We start from the raw sequence: 21981 nt of genomic DNA, 5'->3' as shown, positions 1-21981 counted from the left end.
CTTAATATGCAGTAAATTCAATTGGTACGTTTGCAACAAGCGCATCATCTATACCTTTAGCTGCATCTGGATCCCAGCCAGCTAAAATAACTCTATATCCATTGGCATTTAACATGTTAACCAATTCAGAATAATTAGCAGCAACTTGATCATTCGTCAACATGTCCATATCGTACGCAATCGTAACCGTATGAACATTCAGTTTTTTAAGCATCGGTAAAAATTTATGATAAGAATTCACTCCTGCAACAGCAAGAACATCTCTACCACATTTTTCCAATTCTTCATCTGAAAAGTTCTTTGACAAATTATTAACCGCAATATATCCTTTCAAACCACCTTCTGTTAACCAAACAGCCTTAGGCTTCTGAATATATTCCTTAAGCTTCTGATAATCCTCTGAATCATCGGGATTTAGTTTAGCGATTTCCGGATTATATGCAACTTGTATCGGTAGCTTACCTGAATTATCCGCACCGTCCTGTGCAGCACTAGATTATACCCAGTAATATTTAGCCTGTGTTTCAATTTTGAAAGTACATTCGTCTTTCATTACATCATCACCATAACTAATTGTTATCTCTTTTTGATCATCTAACTTACCTTGAGTAAGCAATTCGCCATTACGATTAGCTGCTGAGTAAAAGTAAGTCTTATAGGTATTATCGTGATTGATATACATCCTCATATCTCCGTCATGAAGCTTAAAGGGCTCAATCAATTTAGAATACTTTTTTGGCTGATCTACTCTTACTTGGAAGCCCATCACACGATTAAATTCATCGTAGTAAGGTACCAACATACCTTGTGTACCAGTCTTATGCCCATTATTAGTTGAAAATACCGGATATTTTACAATCTTGTCATTCAACTTAGTCGAGCTAGTAAAAAATCCTGGAACACCGTGCCATAAATCATTCGGTAAATTAAGTTGTTTCAAAATTCGTTTCCAACGTGAAATTACAACTGGTTGCTTATTTGAATTAAACTCCTTTTTAGCCTGGACAAAATATGGTTCACCATTTTCATCTGCAACATAGAATGAACCAAAACTACGTGAGCCATGAAGTTCAATTTGATCATCGCTTAAGCCGCGCTTATTCAAATTTTTTCTATGCGCCTCAGTTAATGGATAGGCTGCCAAAACTAGTTCATTCATCGTATCTAAATCTCTTGCAGCAGCCATTGGAAAAGTCTTATTAGCCTTAAAATCAAAAGCTTTTTTATCAAACTTAACCGCAGCTTTGCTATCAACCAATACATAAACGTAACCATTAATTGATTTAACTGTACTTTGGTATTTGAAACCATTAATAAGTTCTTCTTCAATTTTTTTACGCATACAAATGACTTTAGTTCCAGTAACATTAATCTCACACCAATGATCAGAGCCACAAATTGGACATCTAGCTCCAGCAAAACGTAAAAGCTTAACATTATCTTCTTTGGGATAATCAGTATCTTTCATACTGCTTACACTTAATCTGCCACCATATCTTTGTTCTAATTCACTTAATTTTGAATTTGTAACCATTGCTACACTCATCTTTATTCCTTTCAACTATAATTAACTATTCACTAACATTTTTATTTTTTGCCGATTTCTTATAAAAATCGCCGCCTTTCTTTTACATACAAAAAAGAGACATTGAAATTGTTCAATGTCCCTTTTCTACTTAATAATTATTTACTTTTTTATTTTTACAATGACCTACTTACAAAAGTAAATCACGACACACTAATAACTCTACTGCTCCATTTGAAGCCTTTGTTAAATAAACTACCTTGACGTTAAATTAAACGCCCATCAAGACTTTTACATCTTTAGTCAATAAAATTACTATATAGTTTACTTACTTATTATAGCATCTTGCTTGTAACTTTCGCTATAAATTACTAGAAAAAAGGCTGATTTCTAAATCAGCCTTTTCACGCACTGAAGTTAACCCTCGAGATTGGACAAAAATCCAACTGGAGGGTTTTACTATGGTTAAATTTACCGTCAAACAAAAATTACAAGCGCTTAACTTGCTCAAAGAAGGCTACAGCAGCCATTCTGTGGCGCAAATGATTGGCACCGGATCACATCAACTAATTGATACCTGGGCTGCACAATACCAGCACTTTGGCGTTAAGGGCCTAGAAATTCGGCACACCTCGCAAAATTATCGTGGTCAATTCAAGCTTCAAGTCTTAAACTGGAGAAAAGAACATGACGAGACCTATCAAAATACCGCCATTCACTTCAAAATTGCCACACCCAGCTTAATTTGTACTTGGCAAAAACGTTTTGACGAAGGCGGGCTTGATGCGCTCTTTACCAAACGAGGCCGACCACCAATGAACAAATCGCCTAAAAAACCAGTTAAGTATACCAGCAGTGAGTTATCTGAATTAGAGCGGCTGCGCTTAGAAAACCGTCAGCTCCACATTGAGAACGACTACCTAAAAAAAGTCGAAGCCTTAGCTCGGCGCAAAGACGCTCAACGCAAGAAGAACGGACCATCATCCAAGAGTTAAGGCATGAGCACAACTATCAACTGCAAGAACTATTGCACTATAGCTTTTTAGCCAAGAGCACCTACGAGTATCACCCGCGCAACAGGCGGAAAAAATACAGCGATCTGGCTTTACTGTCGCTGATTAAAGTGGTTAAAAGGCATAATCCCATCGGCTACCTGCCCATGACCGACACGCTAAAAATCAAGTACGGCTTGCAGGTGAACCATAAACGCATTTACCGCCTGATGAAGGAGCACAAGCTGCTGGCCCGCAAATACAACTTGCGTGCAGGCAAGTATGATTCATCAAAAGGTCCGCAAGGCAAGAAGGCGAAGAACCGCTTCCACCAGAAGTTTAAGACCGATCGGCCCTACCAAAAGGTAGTCACCGATATCAGCGAGTTTCGCTATGGCAATAAGAGCATGAGCGAACGGTTATATTTCTCGCCCTTTAAAGATCTTTACAGCGGTGAAATCATCAGCTACACCATCAGTCAGCGGCCGCAGAACAAATATGTTCTAGATGGACTCAAGCAGGTTTTGGCGATCCGGCCCAAACTGCCTTACCGCATGACGATTCTCAGCGATCAGGGCATTCAATACCAGTCCAAAGCATATTGTCAGACCCTAAAGCAGCACCACGTTTTTCAAAGCATGTCGCGACGGGCGACTTGCCACGACAATGCGGCCTGCGAGAGTCTCTTTCACATCATGAAGGTTGAGCTAGACTACTACACCTATACCTATCCTACTAAGAAGGCGCTGCAGGAGGCCATGGAAAAATGGATTAAATACTACAATCAAGCTAGAATCAGGCACACGCTAAAAGGCCGCACCCCGATTGAATATCGGAATACGGCCTTAGCAAACATGAATTAATGTTAACGTCCAATTTTAGGGGTTAACTTCATGACTAATTGTTAGGTTGCGTTTTTATATGTGTGTAGTTTAAGCAAAAGTATATATCTGTTTAACAGGATATCTAACAGATTTCACTTCGGGTTCTTCATCTTTAGGCCTTTTGCCGACTGCAATTGCCATAACAGGTACAAAACGTTTAGGATCAAGTCCAAAAGTTTCAGCTGCCTTCTTGACATCATAACCACCGATAGGATTACTTTCGTAGCCATGGCTTCTTGCCACTAGCATAAATTGCATTGCTGCCAATGCTGAATCGATTGACGAGTCCATTACTAAAGTTTGATAGTCTGCATGTTCATACAGCGGAAGAAATGTGCTAAATACTTCATCTAATTTTGCTTTATCAATTTGACCATTATGATATGCTTTTGTCCATAAGTCACGATAAGACTTATAAGCTTCAGTATCTCCAAACAATAAAACCATGGCAGAACAAGTTTCTACTTGAGGCATATTAAATTTCATAAAATAACTTTTCAGTTTTTCTTTACCTTCTGGCGTATCAACTATTACAAAATGCCAGGCCTGTAAGTTGCATGCTGATGGTGCTGTGGCAGTCTCCTCAATCATTTTTTCAAATTCTCCATGTGAAATTTTTACTGTTGGATCAAATTTTCTCACAGATTGCCGATTAAATACCACGTCTTCAAAATTGTCATTTATAATTTTATCGTCTTTCATTACTATCCCTCTTCAATTTCATGTGTTTCTTCCATAAATGGGGCTAAGGCTTTTAGATCAGGTCCTTTACCACTAGGAATATTTTCGGCTCTTGCAACAATCGCCGGATTCATACCTGGATGAGTCAGAATATAGAATTTATTATCTTCAAGAGCCTTAAAAATAATCTTTGGTACATTGTCTAAAGGCATTCCAGTAGTAATATCTTTTTTAGCTTGCTTTTGACCTTCCTTAAATGTTTCACTAGCATAATAAGGATCACTTTTATCAGTATATTTCTCTGGACGATGTTCTTCGGTATGATATAAATCTGTTTTTACGAATGCTGGACAAAATACATGTAAACCAATGTTTGCTTCTTCAGCCTGTAAATCATATTCAACTGCTTCAGTCATTCCTACAACAGCGAACTTAGTAGCATAATATGCAGGCATTAATGGACTTGTAATAAGCCCAGCCATTGAAGCAACATTTAAAATGTCGCCATGTCCTTTTTGCTTACGCATAATTGGGATTACTCGTTTTAATGCCCAAACTTGGCTCATCAAATCAGCATGTAAGATCCATTCCCAGTCACGTGTAGGAAGTTCCCAAATTGGTCCTGGAATTGCAACACCGGCCGAATTAATTAACAAGTTAATTTCCCCGTACTCGGCCATAGTTTTTTTAACCATAGCATCAATATCTTTTTCTTCGGTTACATCAGTTGGAATACTGATCACTTTTGCACCTGTTTTTTTAGTATCATTTTCTGTCTTATACAGTGCTTTCTTATCTATATCAGCAATGGCAAGCTTCATACCTCTTTGAGCGGCCTCTAATGATAACGCTCGTCCAAATCCATGACCTGCACCGGTAATTAATGCTACTTTGTTCTTAAATACTTTCATATGCATTCCTCTCTATTCGTATTTGTTATCAAATAACATTTCTTACATTATCTATATTAAGCGCTTGCATAAGAAATAAAACATACAACATCAATAATTTGTTAGATGTTTAACAAATTCGATAAATTGTTATATGTTTGGTTTCAGTATTTATTTTTATCTTTACTTGCTACCTTTAAAGAATGGACAATAATATTTTTCTGGGTTCTACAAAACTGTTTTTTCATTTCTTTTGGTGACTCTTGTTGCCCATTACCTAGCCAATCAAGAACAATTTCAGTAAAACCACCGGTAAAAAAATTGGCAATAAAATTGCGGTCTTCTTTTCTAACTTGTAAGTTTTCCTTGCTTATAATTTCATCAATATATCCGAAAAGAACATTTATTTGTGGTTTTCTAAAAATAGTATCAAATTGTTTAATATCCAAGTTCTCGTAAAAAGCTTTGCCTAAAGAAGGATTTTCATAAAAATATTGGAAAATATTATAAATATCGTTATCCCAATTGTCGTAACCTTGTGATTTATTTAGTAGATCTATAATTTCTGTTTTAACCGTCCATTTAATAAGATCCGGTATATCCTGAAAATGATAGTAAAAAGTAGGCCTGCTTTTATTAGTTAGAGTTAACAATTGTTTTACAGTTATTGCATCCAATGGCTCTTTTTTAAGCAATTTTTTTAGCGCCTGAGCAAAATCTTTTTTAGTATTTGAAGATATTTCTTTATTTTTCATTTTTATTCCTACAATATAATCTAATAAAAACTTCCCAGCAATTACTTATTCTCTTCAACTATTTGCCTAACTTTTGCGTACCGCTCATCCCATTTATTAATGATTAAATTATCGTATTTCTGTTTTAATAAAAAGTCGAGCAAGTCCTTTTTATCAGGTCGATCTAAAAACAAATATTTTTGCGGAACAACGATCTCAGGCATAACTGCTCGCAAATGTTTGAGAGAAATTTTTTTAACAGCACATGATTTTAAAATAGGGATAATGCAGCCATCATCTTTAGGCATAAAATAGTCATATATTTCTCCATAATCGTCTTTTTGAATTTCTTGGCCTATCTGAGCTAAAGTAGCAGCATTACTGCGAATCAAAGGAGCACATTTGATAAATAGTTGTATCCCGCCATTACTGCCGGTAGTATAAACAAAAGCCTGAAAACTATCTTTAAAAAAACTCTTGCGGTATTCAATTATTTTTTGTCCCGTTACAATTTCTTTTACGTATTCCTCATGCAGAGATAATAATAAAGTAGGTAAAAACGGATCATAAACTTCATCTTTTATTGTACACATTATCAATAATACCTTTCTTTGTTACTTATGCTCATCATAAATATGTTTAGTTAAACAAGCAACTCTATATAAAAAGGAAATCAAAAAAGATAGTCTAAATTATTTTCATAAAAAAACTGAGCTGTACCCCAACCGTTGAAGTACAGCTCAGTTTTTCTAATCATCTTATGCTCTGTGCCTTAATAAATGAACTTTTGCGGGTTCACCTTTTAACCAAGTAGCAAAGAATGCATAGCCGAAGACCATCAAAGCAACTACAGCCGCCAAAATAATCATATTATTATTGTCCAGCGAAATTGCTTGCTCTTCTTCTAGCAGATTCTTTGACTCATTAACTTGATTGCATAATCCAAAGAATAACATGATTAGACTGCTTAGAGTTAGTAAGCCATTAACTGCCGTTAAAATTTTTATCTTCGTTAGCTTCAAAAAATCATGTCCTTTCTTTCGATTTAAATACCGGTATTATATACCCTCTGGAAATAAATGCAAGACCTTTGCTTAAAATAATTTAAATTTTTTATTTCTAATATGAGTATTATTATAATTTTATAATTAAAACTTCTAAAACCGAACAAAAAGAAGTACAGAATCTGTACTCCCCTTTTATTGCCATTCACTTGTTAACCATTCCTGCGCCAGTTCAAACCAATGAGCAGCGTGCGGATTTTCTTGCCATTCTCTGCCTTTAACTACCATATCTTTTCTTGCCAAGGAAAAGCCGTGACCACCACGATTGAAAATATGAACTTCACATGGAACTTTGTTATCATGTAAAGCTTCTGCATACTCAAACGTGTTAGTAACAAGAACCACTGGGTCATCCCAGGCATGGAAAATAAAGGTTGCTGGCGTATTAGTGGTTACGCCCAAAGAACTATCCTTGATAAATTCATCTTGCGGAACTTTATCCTGCTCATCTTCTGGGATTTCAAAACCAATTTTGGTCAGGTTAATTAAAGGATAACCTAAAATAGTTTTATTAGGCAGAACTTCTTCACTCTTAAACCCAAACTCTTTCTGATACTTCGAAGAATTAGCCATGCTGTTGGCAAAACTGGTTACGTGACCACCAGCGGAAAAACCAATTGTGACTATTTTATTTGGATCAATCTGATATTCCTGTGCATGTTTGCGAAAGTACTTAACAGTAGTCAAAACGTCCAGACCTGCATCTGGGTAAATATCGCCTTCATCCTGAACCAAGTTATATTCCATGACCACGCTGTTAAAGCCACAGTTATTGAAAGCCAGCGCTACAGGTTCACTTTCTCTTTGGGACAAATGATCGAAGCTGCCTCCGGGAACTACAATTGCCAGGGGGTGTTTTGGTGTTACCAGCTCGCCAATTGACCCCAAAGTGTATGTGTGCAAGGTGAACTTGCGCTGGTTAAAATTAGTTAATGTTAAATCATTTACTTTCATTTTTTCTCCCCCACTTTTACCATGTTTTTTGCTAAAAAGGTTGTTGCTAATGGTACAGTTAATAATACACCAATTAAAGAGTACATTATAATCAAAGCTTCATTAACAAACATTTTTTCATTTAGTACTTCGCCTAAAGTGTAATTCAGACGAATGTACCATAAAAATAATGAAAGGAAGCTGCCAAACATTCCAAATAAAATAGTATTCATTGCTGTTCCCAAGACGTCATTACCAATTTTGGCTCCACTAGCTTTCAGATCTTCATACGAAATTTCTGGATTATGCTTTTTGATTTCCAATAAACCTGAACTCATTGATACAGCTGCTTCAGCCACTGCGCCAAGTGTGGAAAAGATAGCAACTGCTACTGCAATTAAGGGATAACTTAAACCCGGCATTTGCGATAAGCCAACCAAAATTTCACCAGCTTCTGGTCCAAGTCCGGCAGCTTGCGCTAACCATTCAAAACCCAGAATGATTAAGCTGGCTGCTAAACAAACAACTAGAGAAGAATAAAATGAATTTTTAGCAACCTGATAATCATGCGTGCCTAAGAAAATAATAGTTACCAGCTTTAAAGGAACGAAAATCAAAATCAGAAGAGGGATACTGATACCCCAAGAAATCAAAATAGCTACTAAGATTAATAGTAAAGTGTTGATTAAAACACTAAAGAAACTGCGAATTCCAGTTTCTCCACCTACAATCGTCATTAAGATTGCTAGCACGATCAGTAAGGCAGTTAATGTACTCATTCTTCAATCCCCGCTTTCCGCTTTTTCTCTTCTAAAAACAGCAAGCTGCAGCCAGTGGCAAAGACAACTGTTAAAACAATACCAATCGCTGAGATAATACTCTGTGTGACGCCAAGTGAAAGGGTAAAACCAAAAGTAGAACGCAAAGTGTTATTATCTCGCAAATAGATAATTGTCAGCGGCAATTCTTCAGACATAAAGATTAATACCAAGACGTTAATCAGAGGTCCCATGATTTCCTGACCCATAGTACGTCCACTTTTAATTAATTGCTTGGCAGTTAAATCAGCTTTAGTCTGAATTAATTCATAAAGACTGGAAATAATATCAGTAGCTTCATCCATTACAGCCCCTAAAATGCCCAGCAAGGTTTGTGCTAAAAAGATGCCGCGAGGATCTTGGGTGGCGTAATCTCCCGTTTCGTATTTGATCTCCGATTCACCGGTCAGGCGCATAATCAAGTAACACAATGCAAAAGAAACAAAAGTACCTAGAATTGTCGCCAACCACGTTGCCAGCATTTTACGATTAAAGCCTTGAACAACCAATAAACTAAAGAATGAAAAAACAATATCAGCCAAACCAAACAGCAAGACAATATAAGAACCGTTAAGTTTGATATCCAGCATGATCACCAGGTAGAAAATCGCCCAGCTGAGTATCATTGATGCAATTAAGTTAAACGACTTTTTACCGGCAACTGCGACCATTAGTGTTGACGTTACTGTCAACGCTAAAACCAAAACCCAGTCGCGTTTAGGATCTTGAATAACCGGTTCACCATGTTTAACATTGACCAGCACTCTCTGTCCCGCACGAAATTTCTGCGTAACTAATTGCGAGGGGTAATACATATTAGTAGTTTTATAGGTTTGACCCTTAAACTTACCTGACAAGACTTTTAAATGAAGAACCTGCTTTCTGGTTTCATCTTTATTACCATAAACATCCGTACTTTTTTCTTCTAAAGAATCCTTAATCTTAGTATCGGTAATTACAGCCACATCATTTTTAGAATAAATATCTGTCGCAAAATAGGTACAAGCTGTTAGAATCAAACCTATAGCTGCAATTAATACCGCAAATAAGTAGCGCTTTTTAATTTTTTTCAACCAAATCATTCCAATCGATTTATACTTACCTACTGTAACTTAAAAGCAGCCATTAAACATAAATTTTAAGCTAAGTTTGCAAAATTTAAATATTATAAAAAACGGCTTTTACTTAAAAGTCGTTTTTTTAAGACCTACATATCTAAGAATCGTTGCCACCAATGAGTCTTTTCTTGCTCAACCTGCATGTCTGCTAATGTTCGGTGAGTATTGGTACTAGCACCTTTCTCGGCATTTTCTTTAGCTTTAGCCAAAATTTCCTCATGCATTTGTTCGCTTGACTTTTCTTCGTCTTGTGCAACCTGAGCTCGTTTTTCAGCCGCAGTTAATGGTTTAGTATCAGGCATTTTGTCTACATCTGTTATGTCATCATCATTGGTTACGATTCCTGAAATATCAGGCAAAACACTAAAATCATCTTCTGGACTAGTAGTTTTAGGAGCAGGCTTTTCCAACTCTTTTTGCTTTTCCAATAACTGTTTATTCTGCTTTTCGATATGATCCAATTGCTTTTGCAGATTACTCAGTGCTGTATTCTGCTGGCCAATTGTTTGCTGTAAAGCATTCAGTAATTTCACCATCTGAGAAGTAGACATTACTTCCTGCTTTTTGTCATCTTCAGTTTTTTCAGGCTTATCTTTTTTAGCAGTAACCGCAAAAACCTGTTGAGCAGCTTCCTGTAAGGTTAAACCGTTATCCTGCGCCAATTTGTGAAAGTCTTCCAAATCCTGCACATCCTGCTTGCTATATAAACGCGCATTTTGCTTTGTTCTGGCATAATAATCAGTCTTACCAGTAACTTTTTCCACAATTAAAGAATATTTACGTAATGTAGCAACACTAATGTGCAAGTGTTTAGCCGTTGCCGAAGGTGCGGTTAATTCTTCAAAATTATGCTTATCTTCATTCATCAGATATACTCCCTAGCACAATTAATTAACCAATTTTATGTAACAACTTTTTCTTATGGTCAAAACGCTCCTGCGCTTTTCCAATTAAGCGGGTAATCAGTTCAGAATACGAAATACCTGCTTCTTCAAACAGCTTAGGATACATACTAATATTAGTAAAACCGGGGAGCGCATTAACTTCTGTCAAAATAACTTTATTATCACTAGCACGTAATGTCGAATCAACTCGAGCCAGGCCACTGCATTCTGTAACTTGATATACTTTTAAAGCATTTGCTCTAACTTTATCTACAATTTCTTGAGGTAATTTTGCCGGAATTTGCAAGGTAGTAGTGGAATCAGCATCATACTTATTTTCATAGCTGTAAAAAGTTCCAGCTGCATTGATAATTTGGCCTACGCCTGAAACAATTGGCTTGTCATTACCTAAAACAGCAGTTTCAACTTCTGTACCATGAATGGTTTCTTCAATTAAGACCTTGTCATCATATCTAAAAGCGTCAGCCAAGGCATTATCAAATTCTTCTTTATTGGTAACATGATGAACGCCAACTGAAGAGCCTTGGTTTGACGGCTTAACAAATAAGTCAGAGCCTAGTTTCTCACTGACTTTATCATAATCGCGTTTGGCATTAGCAGCGTCTTCATATTCAAAGCGTTTAATCGCAATCCAGTCAGCAACAGGAACGCCAACACGCTGTGCTAAAATTTTGGTAAATTCCTTGTCCATGGTTACAGCAGAAGCTAACACGTCATCACCAACAAAAGGTTTATTCAAGATTCTGAATAGCCCTTGCAGACAACCGTCTTCACCTAAATTACCATGCACAATTGGAAAGAAAACATCAATTTCCGGTAAATTTTGCAGTTGAATTAAGTTTGAAATATTGGCCACTTCATGTGGATTCTCAATAGTGTATTTAGGATCTTTTAAAACTTTAAATGAATCCTCTTCGCTTGCTAAATAGCCATCATTGGTTATCCAAATTGGGTGAACATCAAACTTATTTTGGTCAATCGCATTATAAATATTGTGGCCTGACATGATTGAGACTTCATATTCAGATGAATTTCCACCAAAAATTAAACCAACTTGTGTTTTCTTAGTCATTATTTTTACCTCTTAGCATTATTTCTTAACTTTTTATTATACGGCAAGAAAAACCCGAAGAATTGTAATTTAGACAATTTTTTAGGATTATTTTTATTATAAGCAAAAAGCCTTGTATAAGGCAAAATCATAAACAAAAAATTTATACTATATTAAAAAAATACCTTTTTATTCCCAGGTTATTTCATAAAGCTTATTTATTTTTGTGGGATGCTTGCCAGGATTAACCGGATCAAAAGACTGGTGGTAGGCTACAGTCAAATAGATATCATTACTAGCAACCAGTTGTAGGCCTTCTAGCTCAGTATAATAACCGGCTATCTCTAATTCACTTTTATGAGACAAATCAATTAGTTCCCACTGTGACGGACTGACTGTATTCCAAGGAATTTTAACAATTTTGCGATTTTGGCCTAATCTGTCGTCCGCAAACTGACTGGAAATATAGATATTCCGATTATTGTCAATGGCAAACCCCTGCAATGAGCCTACCAATCCCATGCGACCAGATAAATGTGGTATTTTAAATGCAGCAATACAATTTACCATTCTGATATCAACATGTTTGGTTAACGTTGTTGCTTCATCAAGAGCATTATTAATATCGTTTAAATAGTAGAGTGCAAAATAGCCGGTAAAGTCATTATCCCCATAGGCTATTAAAAAGTAACGTAAATCTGGTGATACAGTAACTTCTACACGCGCAAATTGATCTCCACTACAACTGACACCAAAATCAGCTCCTGCGTAATTTAAATTGGATAATCGCGGTCGCATTTTGGTATTCGAAGTAATTTTAAAATAATGTGGCATTGCAATACGTGCAATTTGTTTAGACCAGCTGGACCAACCTGAATTCAAATCATTTGGCTTGATGCCAATAAACCACTGCCCATTTCTTCCTGCATACTCCAAAGTTTGTGTATGACCTGCAGCCGTTCCAGCTAAATGTAAAACTGGTAATTCCTTATTAAAAAGAACATTACTGTTATTCTGACTACGATAAACAAAAGTATCTCCGGCTACATGTTGCAAAACATAGGCATAGCCATTATTAATAGTAGTTTTCTGTACTACTACTTGCCGCAAATCCTTATCTACCGGGCCGGTTATCCCATCCCAATCATCTAAGTTACTGCTTAAGCTGATACTGATATTTTTTGCCAGCTGCATATTTGCATTATTAATCAAAATACTTTGTCCTCATAAAAGCCTTGTGCAACAAATTATTAAACATCACTATTTATTTCAATCTTAATAATAGTTAATTTAATTTTGTCTTATAATTTATACTAAAGAAAGGAGAGCTCTTTAAATGATAAAGAAAATTTATACTGCCCTCTTGTGCTTACTTTTCATTTTTCCATTTAGTAACACCAAAGTTTATGCGGCAGAATTCACTCCTGACGAAATAAATAAGGTAACCCATTTACAACAGGAATATGCTCAGCTTGATAATACCACTTTTAATTTTAATAATCTTTATCTGAGCAAACCCCAGTTTAAAAACAGATTTAAACAAGGCACACTCGTTCCTGCTTACCTCAATAGTCAATTAGCCTACACCAACTATTATAGACAGCTATTTGGCTTGACTCCTATTAAAGAAAATTTTCAGGATAATATTGCTGCGCAAAAAACTGCAGCTGTACTGGCCGCACTTAATGCTAACCCTAGGATTAACCAACATAGCCTGCCTTTTGAAAAGCGCCCAAAAGTAATTAATAAAAACGTTTGGCAGCTAGCTCGCAACATTTCGAGCAAAGCTAACCTTAATTTCAATACTAGTGATCAATCAGCTGGTGATGTTATTACTGATCTGCTAACCGACCAATATAATTTAACAGGCGCTGACACCGGTCACCGAGCATGGCTATTATCAACACGCCTAACATCAACTGGAGCAGGCGCTGCGTATGGTAAAAATGGCTACCGCTATTCTGTTCAAAAAGTTTTTAATCCTGATGATGTTTTTCGTATTCCCAGCCAAGAAATGGTAACTTATCCTAGCAGCGAAGTTTTTCCAATTGAACTTTTGCAAGGTCAAAATATTGCCTGGTCTGTCTATCTTTCAGATCAAAGCTTTAAAGGCAATCCAATAATTACCATTACTGATAAGGATACTGCCCAAACTTATCAGGCTAAAAATGTCCATAATTACAGTAAGAGTGGCTATGGCAATTTTGAAACTATTATCACTTATTATCCTGGATCAATCCCGCTGGTTGTTGGTCATGAATATGAAGTAAAAATCTCAGGTTTGACCAGTTATACCTTTAAGCTGTTTCAACTTAAAAATCCTTCTGAATCAATTCAATAATAAAAGCCTCGAAAAGCTGTTTTTTTCGAGGTTTTAGATATTTTTGAACTGAGTAAAACTTTAAAGGTAGCGTGCAACAGCAGTCAACAAATCTTTTTCATTATTAACTATGGTTCCATTAAGCTTAATCAAACCAGTAGTATACAAGTTAACATAATGAAATTGATTTTCAGCAATCTGAGTTAGAGCGTGTAGCTTTTTTTGATTAGTAGCGCCCTGCTGGCGTGTATCAGTGTATAAGCCAATTATGGGAATCTCTTTTGCATAAGCCACACCTATTTCACTGGCAACACCATTATCAATGCTAAGTCCATCAAGAACCGCAACCATCAAATCACTATTGAGTAATTTTGCGGTATCTGCCTGGGCGATCATTTTAGAATCAGCATACGCTTGTTTATCATTAATTGACGCGTTTTCTTGAGGTAAATATAAATCAATGGCATCATCTATTTGCCGAATTTTTGCCGCTAATTGCGCGTTATAATTAATTTCTGCTTGTGAAAACAAGGCATTTGCAAAATAAATTTTCATTTGAACTTCCTTTGGTAAAAGTAATTAGTTGCTTTAAGCCAATCACTCTAATTGTTTGGCGAGCTAATTTCCCACGGAATTGCGCTTAGGATATAAAGAATGACACCTACAATGACAAAATCTAGGAAAATACTGCTGCTAATTTCCAATACATAACCTAATACAGCTAAACTTTCAACGTTAAAAATTACGGGAATAACTGCCAATACGCTCGCAATTAATATTAACCAAAACCCTGCCCACATACCAGACGCGGTAACTTCGTGGGTCAGCATTTTTGAATTTAAAAATAACTTCATATCACTTATTAATGACCGCAAACTAATAATAGCCATTATCAGTATAATTACGTTAATGATTAATAAAATAAAAGCCACGTTGCCCCCAAGTGTAACCGTATTCAGATTAAAAGCATCTATTACGTCATATGGGGCATTGTTTTCCTGCTCTTTTAGTTTTTCTTGTACTAACTGGGCATCACTAGATACGCCTTGATCAACATTTAAATCAATGTCATGCAAAATTTGCTTGGCTAATTTCATATTACTGAATTTAAACCATGGTATACCCAACGTATAGTCAATAATATGGTCAGCAATTGGCTGTGTTTGCTTAGTAGTCAACAAATTAGCGTTGCCATTTTTATTAGCACCAATTATTTCTGCTAAAGTATCAAAGTGCTTGTTGATCTGCCTGACAACTACAGCCTCATTGCTATTGTTTCTAATTTGCCCTTTCATGAAAAAGGGATTTAGGAAAGTAGCGGTAATCATGGTTAGCGACACAATCAGAAAGATAATAAAGGACAGAACTTTTTTATAATCCTCGTTCTGCTCTTTATTTATTCTGTGCAAACCATCTCGCGCGCCATTTGCCATATTTTTCCTTTCTAACAGACAATCTCCTTGTCTTCATCAAACATTGTATCTATTGCATGATGTATGGTCTTAATATCGGTAGATTCGATAATTTCATGACCTTCTTTAAGCGCCTTATCAATAGTAGATTCTGAGCAATGTAAGAAACTATACATAAATGATTTTGTACCATAATCTGCTATTTCTTCAGGAGAAACGTCATAATCTTTATTGTCATAATATAGACGACTGATGCCTGTCACGGCAAAAGCAATCCCCAGCCGTACTTCTTTCGGATCAAAGTCCACATGATTAAACAGCTGTTTTTCTTTTAACCAATCATTAATGGTATTACTCCAAAAATCTAACGACTCGTTACTTTTAAACACCTCTGTAATAATGCGCTTAAGACCTTCATCTTTGATCCCCAGCATTTCAATTGCATAAATAAAGGCTTTAGTGCGAGCACAAACTTCGTCTTCCTTGCTAACACCAAATTTTTGCACCTGCTTATCTAATGTATTGAGAATATTGCGCACTACATCAGTAATCAAGTTTGATTTATGGGGATAATATGATTGCAGTAAGGATTTGGAAATCCCCGACTTTTCTGCAATCATTTGAAATGAAACACTATCCATTCCATTTTCTCTAATTAAGTGAAATGTATTACTTAAAATTGTACGTCTTCTTTTATAATTTTTACGTCGTGCCATAATGTTTTTTCAGCTCCTATACATTTTGCCTTAATTATACCAATGATATAGAATAAATAAACAAAAAAGGCACCGGTATATTATATGCTTATAATTCATACTAAAGAGAAAAATGTTAGCAGTAAGCCATTTAATATGTCTTTACTTTAAATCACTTTCACTTAACAAATGCATTGAGCGATCATTATATACATAATTAATTCCTCGCGCCAAAAGCAAATCAACAGAAATACGGACCATTCTGTCCGGATAATGGCTATGCTTAATTGTGTCAGTCACTACAATTTGTTCAATTGGTAATTCATTTAGAACTTCAAGCGCGTTTTGTGAGAGCAGTGCGTGTGTGGCAGCAACATATACCTTTTTAGCGCCTGCTGCTAAAACTGACTTGGTTGAAGAGGAAATACGCGATCCTGTATCAATTAAGTCATCTACAATAATACACTTCTTGTCTTTAACATCACCGATCATATCATGTACATCAGCGTCATAACGGGCACGGCGCTGGTCTACAATTGCGATGGGAGCATCAAAGCACTGGCCAAAGTTACGAGCAAGTTTAGCACCAGAATGATCCGGTGAAACAACGACAATGTCGTCTTCGTCTTTAGAAGCGATGCCATTATCAATAAAATATTGCGCTAATAATGGCATAGCGTGCAAATGATCAACTGGAACATTATAAAAGCCTTGAATTTGTGAAGCGTGCAAATCAAGTGCGATTAAATGATCCATACCAGTAATTTGTAATAAATTAGCTATGAGTTTAGCAGTAATTGGTTCCCGTGAACGAGTTTTGGTATCTGAGCGTGAATAAGCCAGATATGGTACTACTACATTAACCCTATGCGCTGAAGCACGATGCAAGGCATCTAAAACAATTTCTAATTCCATAAAGTTTTCATTTACAGGATCTTGAATTGACTGAATGACAAAAACATCACACCCCCTGACACTTTCGCCAATATTAACTTGAATTTCGCCATCGCTAAAATGCTGCACAGCAGTTTCGATTAATGGCTTTTTCAATATTTGCGCAATTTTTTCATTTAAAGCGGGATTTCCGCCCAGCCCAATTAGCTTCATTGGGTGCATTAACTGAAGAAGTTCTTCCTTGTTCATAGCTACCTCGTTTTTTAAAAAATACAATCTTTGCAAGTCTATTATAACCAAAAAAGTCCTTAGTGCCTAGAAAAGTAATAATTCAAACAAAAAGCCGAAGATACTTTCGGCTTCTACTATGCGAATTTACTCTTAATTCTAAAAATTTAACGACCTATTGGAAAAAGTCTTCCATTAAGTTTAGTAATTTGAAACTCTTTACGGCGTAACTTTCATGTTTTTGTCTGGGCATGACCAAAAGCTGTCCTTGAGGAATAATTTGACTATACCAGCGGACATGCTCTACTTTAACCCAGTCTTTTTCACCCACTACACAATAGGTAGGTATTTTAATTGCCTTTAAGCTGTCAACCGACATAAAGCTCTCTGATAATTCTACTTTACTGTCTCGGTTCATGCGTAAGAAGCGCAGAAAACCTTCAGTCAGATAGTGGTAAGGCCTGATGCCATTACCGTTAACAAAAACACCTGCTATCATCAGCTTTTTAAAGATATCTTGGTCTTGACTTGCCAGCATCATTGCCACCAAGCCACCTGCATCAAAGCCAAAGCAATAGCAGCCTCTGATATGAACCTGCTTAATAAAAGCCGCAAGGTCTTCAACTTCAGTCTGGTAGTGTTCTGCTGCTTCTCCCTGACTCAGACCATGACCCCTCATATCCAACACATAAACCGTGTAATAAAGAGACAAAGGAGCCACTATCTGGTCAAACATGCCCCCATCTAAATGGTGTCCGTGTAATAGAAGAAGTGGCGCGCCCTTACCTAATTTACTGTAATAAAGTTCATTACCATTTACTTTTTCTCTCATCTTTGGTCTCTCTCACTAGCCTCAATCAACTTCTGATTAGAACCATTTTCCTTCTTATGTTCATGCCACAAGCTACGGATGATAATTTTAGCAATTATGTAATTCGCTTTAAAATTATCAGGAATCATTTTTGAATTAAAGTGATGAACCATGCTGTCTTTGCGTTGCCAGTAATGATATAAAGGCTTGCTATCACAATAAAAGCCCTCTGTTAAAGCCAAGTATTGGACATTAAATATTTGATCCTCCATAAAAGCCAAGTTTTTCTTGAAACTAAGATGATTCTGGCGTATAACCGATAATTTGTAGCCTTTGTTCCAAGTATAGCCTTTAACAGGAGTAGCCAAGCAATGGTTATCACATAAAGAGCCAAATGGATTACTGATTAACTGGTACGTTCTAGCCTTACCTTTCATTCCCCGTACAACTTTTTTAGTTACAGGAACTGAGCCCGGCTTATTTTCGTAATCAAGCCAAAAGCCACAGGAAACCATTGCAGCATCGGGATGATCATGAAAGGCATTTACAAAAAAAGCTGTATAACCGGAATCTACCCAGTCATCACCATCATGAAAAGTAAAATATGGTGTATCAACATTCGCAATACCAACATTACGCGCATCAGAAAGGCCACCATTATGCTTATTTATTATTTTAAAGTAACGGAATCGTGCGCGATAGCTCTCAGCTATTTTTCTAGTATTATCCGTTGAACCATCATTGACAATTAACAACTTAAAATTCGGATCATCTTGCTGTGCCAAATGATCAAGTGCTCGAGTCAAGTATCTTTCAACATTGTAAACTGGCATGATGACAGTTAATTCAGGTTGCTCAGTCATAGCTTCCTCCTTTACTTTTGTTATTATACCATCTTAAATATTAAAAATAACGTAAAGTAAGTAGTACATAACTATAATTTAAACTTTTGCGTTTATCATTTAGTATAATTAAGGACAGTTAAAAGGAGGGAAATAACTGCTTATAATTTTATAGAATATTATAGTTAAAAATAGGCAATTGCTATATAATAATCTTAAGAAAGAACAAAACATAGAAAGGATTGTTATATGGCTAGCTATAAGATTGGTGAAATGGCTAAATTGCTTGGTGTTACTGTCCGTACTTTACAAAAGTGGGATAGTAATAAAACATTAGTTGCACACCGCACACCAACTAATCGTCGCTATTACACTGAAGAACAAGTCGAACAAATTTTGCATAAATCCGGTAGTAAGCAGAAAGGTAAAATTATCGCTTATGCTCGAGTTTCAACTTATGGGCAAAAGAAAGATTTGCAAAATCAAATTGATTTTATTCAAACCTTTTTAAATGCCAAGGGCATTATTATGGATGAAGCAATAACTGATATTGGCAGCGGATTAAATTACAAGCGTAAAGCTTGGAATAAGCTACTTGAAGAAGTCGAAGCAGGTAAAGTAAGTGAAATTTATATTACCTATCAAGATCGTTTTATTCGTTTTGGTTATGATTGGTTTGCTGGTTTTTGTAAACGGCATGGTACTAAAATAATTGTTTTAAATCGTAAAAAGACCTCTCCTGATCAAGAATTGGTTGATGACTTAGTAAGTATCATTCAAGCTTTCTCTTGTCGCTTATACGGATTACGTAAGTATAAGAAGCATTTGGAAGCTGATAAAAGCTTAGTTGAGGAAGATACTGATGATAGTAACTAAAACTCAATTAGTCAGATTATGTCCTAATCAGATAATGACTAAGCAGCTTGTAGCCTTGTGCGACTATCGTCGTTATTGTTGGAATCAGGGCTTAGCTACTTGGAATGATATGTATGAAGCTAATATCATTAATCCAATAGATAACCCTAAGCCCAACCAATATCGAGTACGTAATGAATTAGTCGCTAACAAAGAAGATTGGCAAGATAAATTATCAGCTCGTTGCTTGCAATTAGCAATTAAAGATTTGGCACAGGCATGGCAGAATTTTTTTGACAAAGCTCAACCTGATTGGGGCAAACCACAATTCAAAAGCAAAAAGGCGGCCCGTCAAGGCTTTAAAACAGATCGAGCTAAGATTATTAATGGCAAATTACGTTTAGACCGTCCTCGAGGAGTGGTTAAAGAAGACTGGTTTGATATTAAACTAGCAGAAAAGCCACAAATGACGAAATTGTTAACCGTTAGTATCTTAAAAGAGAGCGGACATTATACAGCAGCTTTAACTTATCAATTTGAGCCTAAGGTAAAGGCAAAAACTGGTCAAAAAACTGCAGTTGATGTAAATGTTGGTCATTTTAATTGGACAGGCGGTAACTTACAAGTTTTACCTAGGAAACTAGTTAAACTATATGAGCGTATCAAACATTATCAACGTCAACTGGCACGTAAGCGAACAGTAAATGGTTTAAAAACAGCTCTTAAAAGTTGTAATTACCAAGCAGTGAAAAACAAACTGCAACGTGATTATCGTAAAGTTAATAATATTCAAACTGATTTACTGCAAAAGTTCACGACTAAGTTAGTAACTGATTACGATCAAATTGTCATTGAAGATTTAGATGTTAAAGCAATGAAAATGGGAATAGCATCTAAAGGTTTACATCGTTCAATGTTTGGAAAGTTTCGGCAGGAATTAGTTTATAAGTGCAAGTGGTATGGTAAAGAATTGGTTTTAGCAAGCCGCTTATACCCATCCACACAACGTTGTGCTAACTGTGGTTACATTAAAACTGGTCCAGAAAAGATCACGCTAGCAGGCAATGTTAAGCACCATACTAAGCACAATGAGTATATTTGTTATCAGTGTGGCTATAAAGCCGATCGTGATGAAAATGCGGTGCGTAATTTATTAGCACTAGCCAAGTAAAAAGTAATAATGGGGCAGGATATGTCCTCAAGCTGTAAGAGTTAGTCAATGTGATCACCTCAAGAGAGATATCAGAAAACTAATGAAGACGACAGTAAGTAAAATAAAGAAAGGAAAAATATTTTCTTTCGGAAAGTAGAAAAAACAAGAAATTCTGCTTTCTTCTATGTTTTATATATCAGCTAATTACATATGAAAAAAGCAAAAACTATTTTAGCTATTATTACAATGTTATTTTTTAGTACTATTTTATGTGTCACTGTTAAGCAAACAGTTAAAGCAGATGATTTGCCCGTAGTTTGCCTGGGAACGTCTTTGACTGAAACGCAAAAAACCGGCACGTTAAAAACACTCAGCGAACCTTTAAAGGGCGCTAGCTATCAAACTATTACCATCACAGGTGCCGATTTAGTCAAATACCTTAACCCATCAGGCGCCAATTTTACTACTAATTCTGGTGTTTGGTCCAGTGCAATGATTGAAAAGACCGCCTCTGGTAACGGTATTAACGTTCATATTCTTGACTATCAGGGGCGCAACAATATTACCACAATCACATCTGATCAATATAAAAACGCTGCTTTAACTGCCGGTATCTCTGATGCCAACATTTACGTTACTAGTGCCGTTCCTATTGATGGTTCCGGCGCTTTAGCCGGTGTCTACGCAGCTTACAGCAAAACCGGAGAAAACTTAAATCAGAGCCAGGTTAATGCAGCCCAAGATGAAATAAACACACTCAGTAAAATTACTAAAGAAAATAAAGATAAAGACGGCTATAGCGATGCACAACTGAACAACGCTGTTGCAGGTGCAAAGCAGGAAATGGGTAAAATTGGTAATAATATTTCAAACAGTCAAATTCATGACATTGTTAACAATCAAATTAACATCAATCATCTTGGCGACGTCATTAACAATAATCAGAAACAGCAAATAATCAACATCTTAATTGAAGTGCGTGATTCTGGTGCTTTAAAAAATCATAAATTTAGAGACCAGGCTGATGCTTTATCAAAAAATATTAAAAAGAATGCAAAAGACATTTTCGATAAAATAAATACCCCAGAAAACCGCAATTGGTTTGAACAAATTTGGCACAATATTACGTCATTTTTCAGTCACTTATTTGGCGGTTTAATAGTCACTACATTTTAA

General features: G+C 36.1%; 25 protein-coding genes. 6 read left to right on the top strand and 19 right to left on the bottom strand.

Features of this window, described 5'->3' with window-relative positions:
- Window position 1: 1 nt before the first annotated feature.
- Window positions 2-373 (bottom strand): DUF3854 domain-containing protein, encoded by a 372-nt coding sequence (locus AAA915_RS03810; protein WP_338200247.1) that lies wholly within the window; start codon window positions 371-373, stop codon window positions 2-4.
- 123 nt (window positions 374-496) lie between these two features.
- Window positions 497-1546: a hypothetical protein gene (locus tag AAA915_RS03805; RefSeq protein ID WP_338207472.1), complete on the bottom strand. Its 1050-nt coding sequence runs from the start codon at window positions 1544-1546 to the stop codon at window positions 497-499.
- A gap of 440 nt (window positions 1547-1986) precedes the next feature.
- Here AAA915_RS03805 and AAA915_RS03800 point away from each other — a divergent pair, with 440 nt between their 5' ends.
- Together AAA915_RS03800 and AAA915_RS03795 are read left to right on the top strand one after the other, a co-directional pair.
- Window positions 1987-2520 carry a helix-turn-helix domain-containing protein gene (locus tag AAA915_RS03800; protein WP_338200004.1) on the top strand — a complete coding sequence of 178 codons (534 nt, stop codon included), beginning with the start codon at window positions 1987-1989 and terminating at the stop codon, window positions 2518-2520.
- Window positions 2505-3380 (top strand): IS3 family transposase, encoded by an 876-nt coding sequence (locus AAA915_RS03795; protein ID WP_338200245.1) that lies wholly within the window; start codon window positions 2505-2507, stop codon window positions 3378-3380. Before AAA915_RS03800 ends, AAA915_RS03795 begins: the two co-directional genes overlap by 16 nt.
- Before the next feature lie 69 nt (window positions 3381-3449).
- On the opposite strand, the gene AAA915_RS03790 is transcribed toward AAA915_RS03795, so the two are convergent.
- From AAA915_RS03790 to AAA915_RS03740, 11 genes are all read right to left on the bottom strand, one after another.
- Entirely contained in the window at window positions 3450-4103 is a 654-nt protein-coding gene (locus tag AAA915_RS03790) for a nitroreductase family protein (protein WP_294920640.1), read from the bottom strand.
- 2 nt (window positions 4104-4105) lie between these two features.
- Window positions 4106-4993: an SDR family NAD(P)-dependent oxidoreductase gene (locus tag AAA915_RS03785; RefSeq protein WP_338200000.1), complete on the bottom strand. Its 888-nt coding sequence runs from the start codon at window positions 4991-4993 to the stop codon at window positions 4106-4108.
- A gap of 143 nt (window positions 4994-5136) precedes the next feature.
- The gene (locus tag AAA915_RS03780; RefSeq protein WP_338199998.1) at window positions 5137-5727 is read right to left on the bottom strand and encodes a TetR-like C-terminal domain-containing protein; all 591 of its coding nucleotides are present in this window, start codon (window positions 5725-5727) and stop codon (window positions 5137-5139) included.
- Between the two features lie 41 nt (window positions 5728-5768).
- Window positions 5769-6299 carry a hypothetical protein gene (locus AAA915_RS03775; RefSeq protein WP_338199996.1) on the bottom strand — a complete coding sequence of 177 codons (531 nt, stop codon included), beginning with the start codon at window positions 6297-6299 and terminating at the stop codon, window positions 5769-5771.
- 165 nt (window positions 6300-6464) lie between these two features.
- Window positions 6465-6728, bottom strand: a complete 264-nt coding sequence (locus AAA915_RS03770) for a hypothetical protein (protein WP_046324173.1) — start codon at window positions 6726-6728, stop codon at window positions 6465-6467.
- Window positions 6729-6905: 177 nt separating this feature from the next.
- A complete protein-coding gene (locus tag AAA915_RS03765; RefSeq protein WP_338199993.1) occupies window positions 6906-7724 on the bottom strand; it encodes an alpha/beta hydrolase in 819 nt (272 codons plus the stop codon).
- The gene (locus AAA915_RS03760; RefSeq protein WP_338199991.1) at window positions 7721-8482 is read right to left on the bottom strand and encodes a YibE/F family protein; all 762 of its coding nucleotides are present in this window, start codon (window positions 8480-8482) and stop codon (window positions 7721-7723) included. The genes AAA915_RS03765 and AAA915_RS03760 overlap by 4 nt, the downstream gene beginning before the upstream one ends.
- The gene (locus AAA915_RS03755; RefSeq protein ID WP_420915105.1) at window positions 8479-9603 is read right to left on the bottom strand and encodes a YibE/F family protein; all 1125 of its coding nucleotides are present in this window, start codon (window positions 9601-9603) and stop codon (window positions 8479-8481) included. The genes AAA915_RS03760 and AAA915_RS03755 overlap by 4 nt, the downstream gene beginning before the upstream one ends.
- 125 nt (window positions 9604-9728) lie before the next feature.
- Complete coding sequence (locus tag AAA915_RS03750; protein WP_338199987.1) at window positions 9729-10505, bottom strand: transcriptional regulator; 777 nt, start codon at window positions 10503-10505, stop codon at window positions 9729-9731.
- A 25-nt stretch (window positions 10506-10530) separates the two neighbouring features.
- On the bottom strand, window positions 10531-11616 hold the full coding sequence (locus AAA915_RS03745) for a D-alanine--D-alanine ligase family protein (RefSeq protein ID WP_338199985.1): 1086 nt from the start codon (window positions 11614-11616) through the stop codon (window positions 10531-10533).
- A gap of 168 nt (window positions 11617-11784) precedes the next feature.
- A complete protein-coding gene (locus AAA915_RS03740) occupies window positions 11785-12807 on the bottom strand; it encodes a helveticin J family class III bacteriocin (protein ID WP_338199983.1) in 1023 nt (340 codons plus the stop codon).
- A gap of 124 nt (window positions 12808-12931) precedes the next feature.
- Between AAA915_RS03740 and AAA915_RS03735 the strand changes: the two genes are divergently transcribed.
- Complete coding sequence (locus AAA915_RS03735; RefSeq protein WP_338199981.1) at window positions 12932-13936, top strand: CAP domain-containing protein; 1005 nt, start codon at window positions 12932-12934, stop codon at window positions 13934-13936.
- 60 nt (window positions 13937-13996) lie between these two features.
- Here AAA915_RS03735 and AAA915_RS03730 read toward each other — a convergent pair whose 3' ends face one another.
- The 6 genes from AAA915_RS03730 to AAA915_RS03705 form a co-directional block, all read right to left on the bottom strand.
- Complete coding sequence (locus AAA915_RS03730) at window positions 13997-14470, bottom strand: nucleoside 2-deoxyribosyltransferase (protein WP_174794795.1); 474 nt, start codon at window positions 14468-14470, stop codon at window positions 13997-13999.
- A 47-nt stretch (window positions 14471-14517) separates the two neighbouring features.
- A complete protein-coding gene (locus AAA915_RS03725) occupies window positions 14518-15348 on the bottom strand; it encodes a hypothetical protein (RefSeq protein ID WP_338199979.1) in 831 nt (276 codons plus the stop codon).
- Between the two features lie 11 nt (window positions 15349-15359).
- On the bottom strand, window positions 15360-16043 hold the full coding sequence (locus AAA915_RS03720; RefSeq protein WP_174794793.1) for a TetR/AcrR family transcriptional regulator: 684 nt from the start codon (window positions 16041-16043) through the stop codon (window positions 15360-15362).
- Between the two features lie 141 nt (window positions 16044-16184).
- A complete protein-coding gene (locus tag AAA915_RS03715) occupies window positions 16185-17165 on the bottom strand; it encodes a ribose-phosphate diphosphokinase (protein ID WP_174794792.1) in 981 nt (326 codons plus the stop codon).
- Window positions 17166-17319: 154 nt separating this feature from the next.
- Window positions 17320-17976 (bottom strand): alpha/beta fold hydrolase, encoded by a 657-nt coding sequence (locus tag AAA915_RS03710; RefSeq protein WP_174794791.1) that lies wholly within the window; start codon window positions 17974-17976, stop codon window positions 17320-17322.
- A complete protein-coding gene (locus AAA915_RS03705; RefSeq protein ID WP_338199975.1) occupies window positions 17973-18818 on the bottom strand; it encodes a glycosyltransferase family A protein in 846 nt (281 codons plus the stop codon). Before AAA915_RS03705 ends, AAA915_RS03710 begins: the two co-directional genes overlap by 4 nt.
- Before the next feature lie 228 nt (window positions 18819-19046).
- Between AAA915_RS03705 and AAA915_RS03700 the strand changes: the two genes are divergently transcribed.
- The 3 genes from AAA915_RS03700 to AAA915_RS03690 all read left to right on the top strand — a co-directional run bounded on the left by AAA915_RS03700 (window position 19047) and on the right by AAA915_RS03690 (window position 21981).
- The gene (locus tag AAA915_RS03700) at window positions 19047-19673 is read left to right on the top strand and encodes an IS607 family transposase (protein WP_174794789.1); all 627 of its coding nucleotides are present in this window, start codon (window positions 19047-19049) and stop codon (window positions 19671-19673) included.
- Entirely contained in the window at window positions 19660-20823 is a 1164-nt protein-coding gene (locus tag AAA915_RS03695; protein ID WP_338199973.1) for an RNA-guided endonuclease InsQ/TnpB family protein, read from the top strand. The genes AAA915_RS03700 and AAA915_RS03695 overlap by 14 nt, the downstream gene beginning before the upstream one ends.
- Window positions 20824-21015: 192 nt before the next feature.
- Window positions 21016-21981, top strand: coding sequence for a DUF1002 domain-containing protein (locus AAA915_RS03690; RefSeq protein ID WP_420915104.1), 966 nt, complete (start codon window positions 21016-21018; stop codon window positions 21979-21981).

It is taken from the genome of Lactobacillus rizhaonensis, assembly GCF_036246345.1.
GTDB classification, from domain to species: domain Bacteria; phylum Bacillota; class Bacilli; order Lactobacillales; family Lactobacillaceae; genus Lactobacillus; species Lactobacillus rizhaonensis.
The sequence above is the reverse complement of the archived record's forward strand: the minus strand, read 5'-3'. Positions and strand labels throughout refer to the sequence as shown.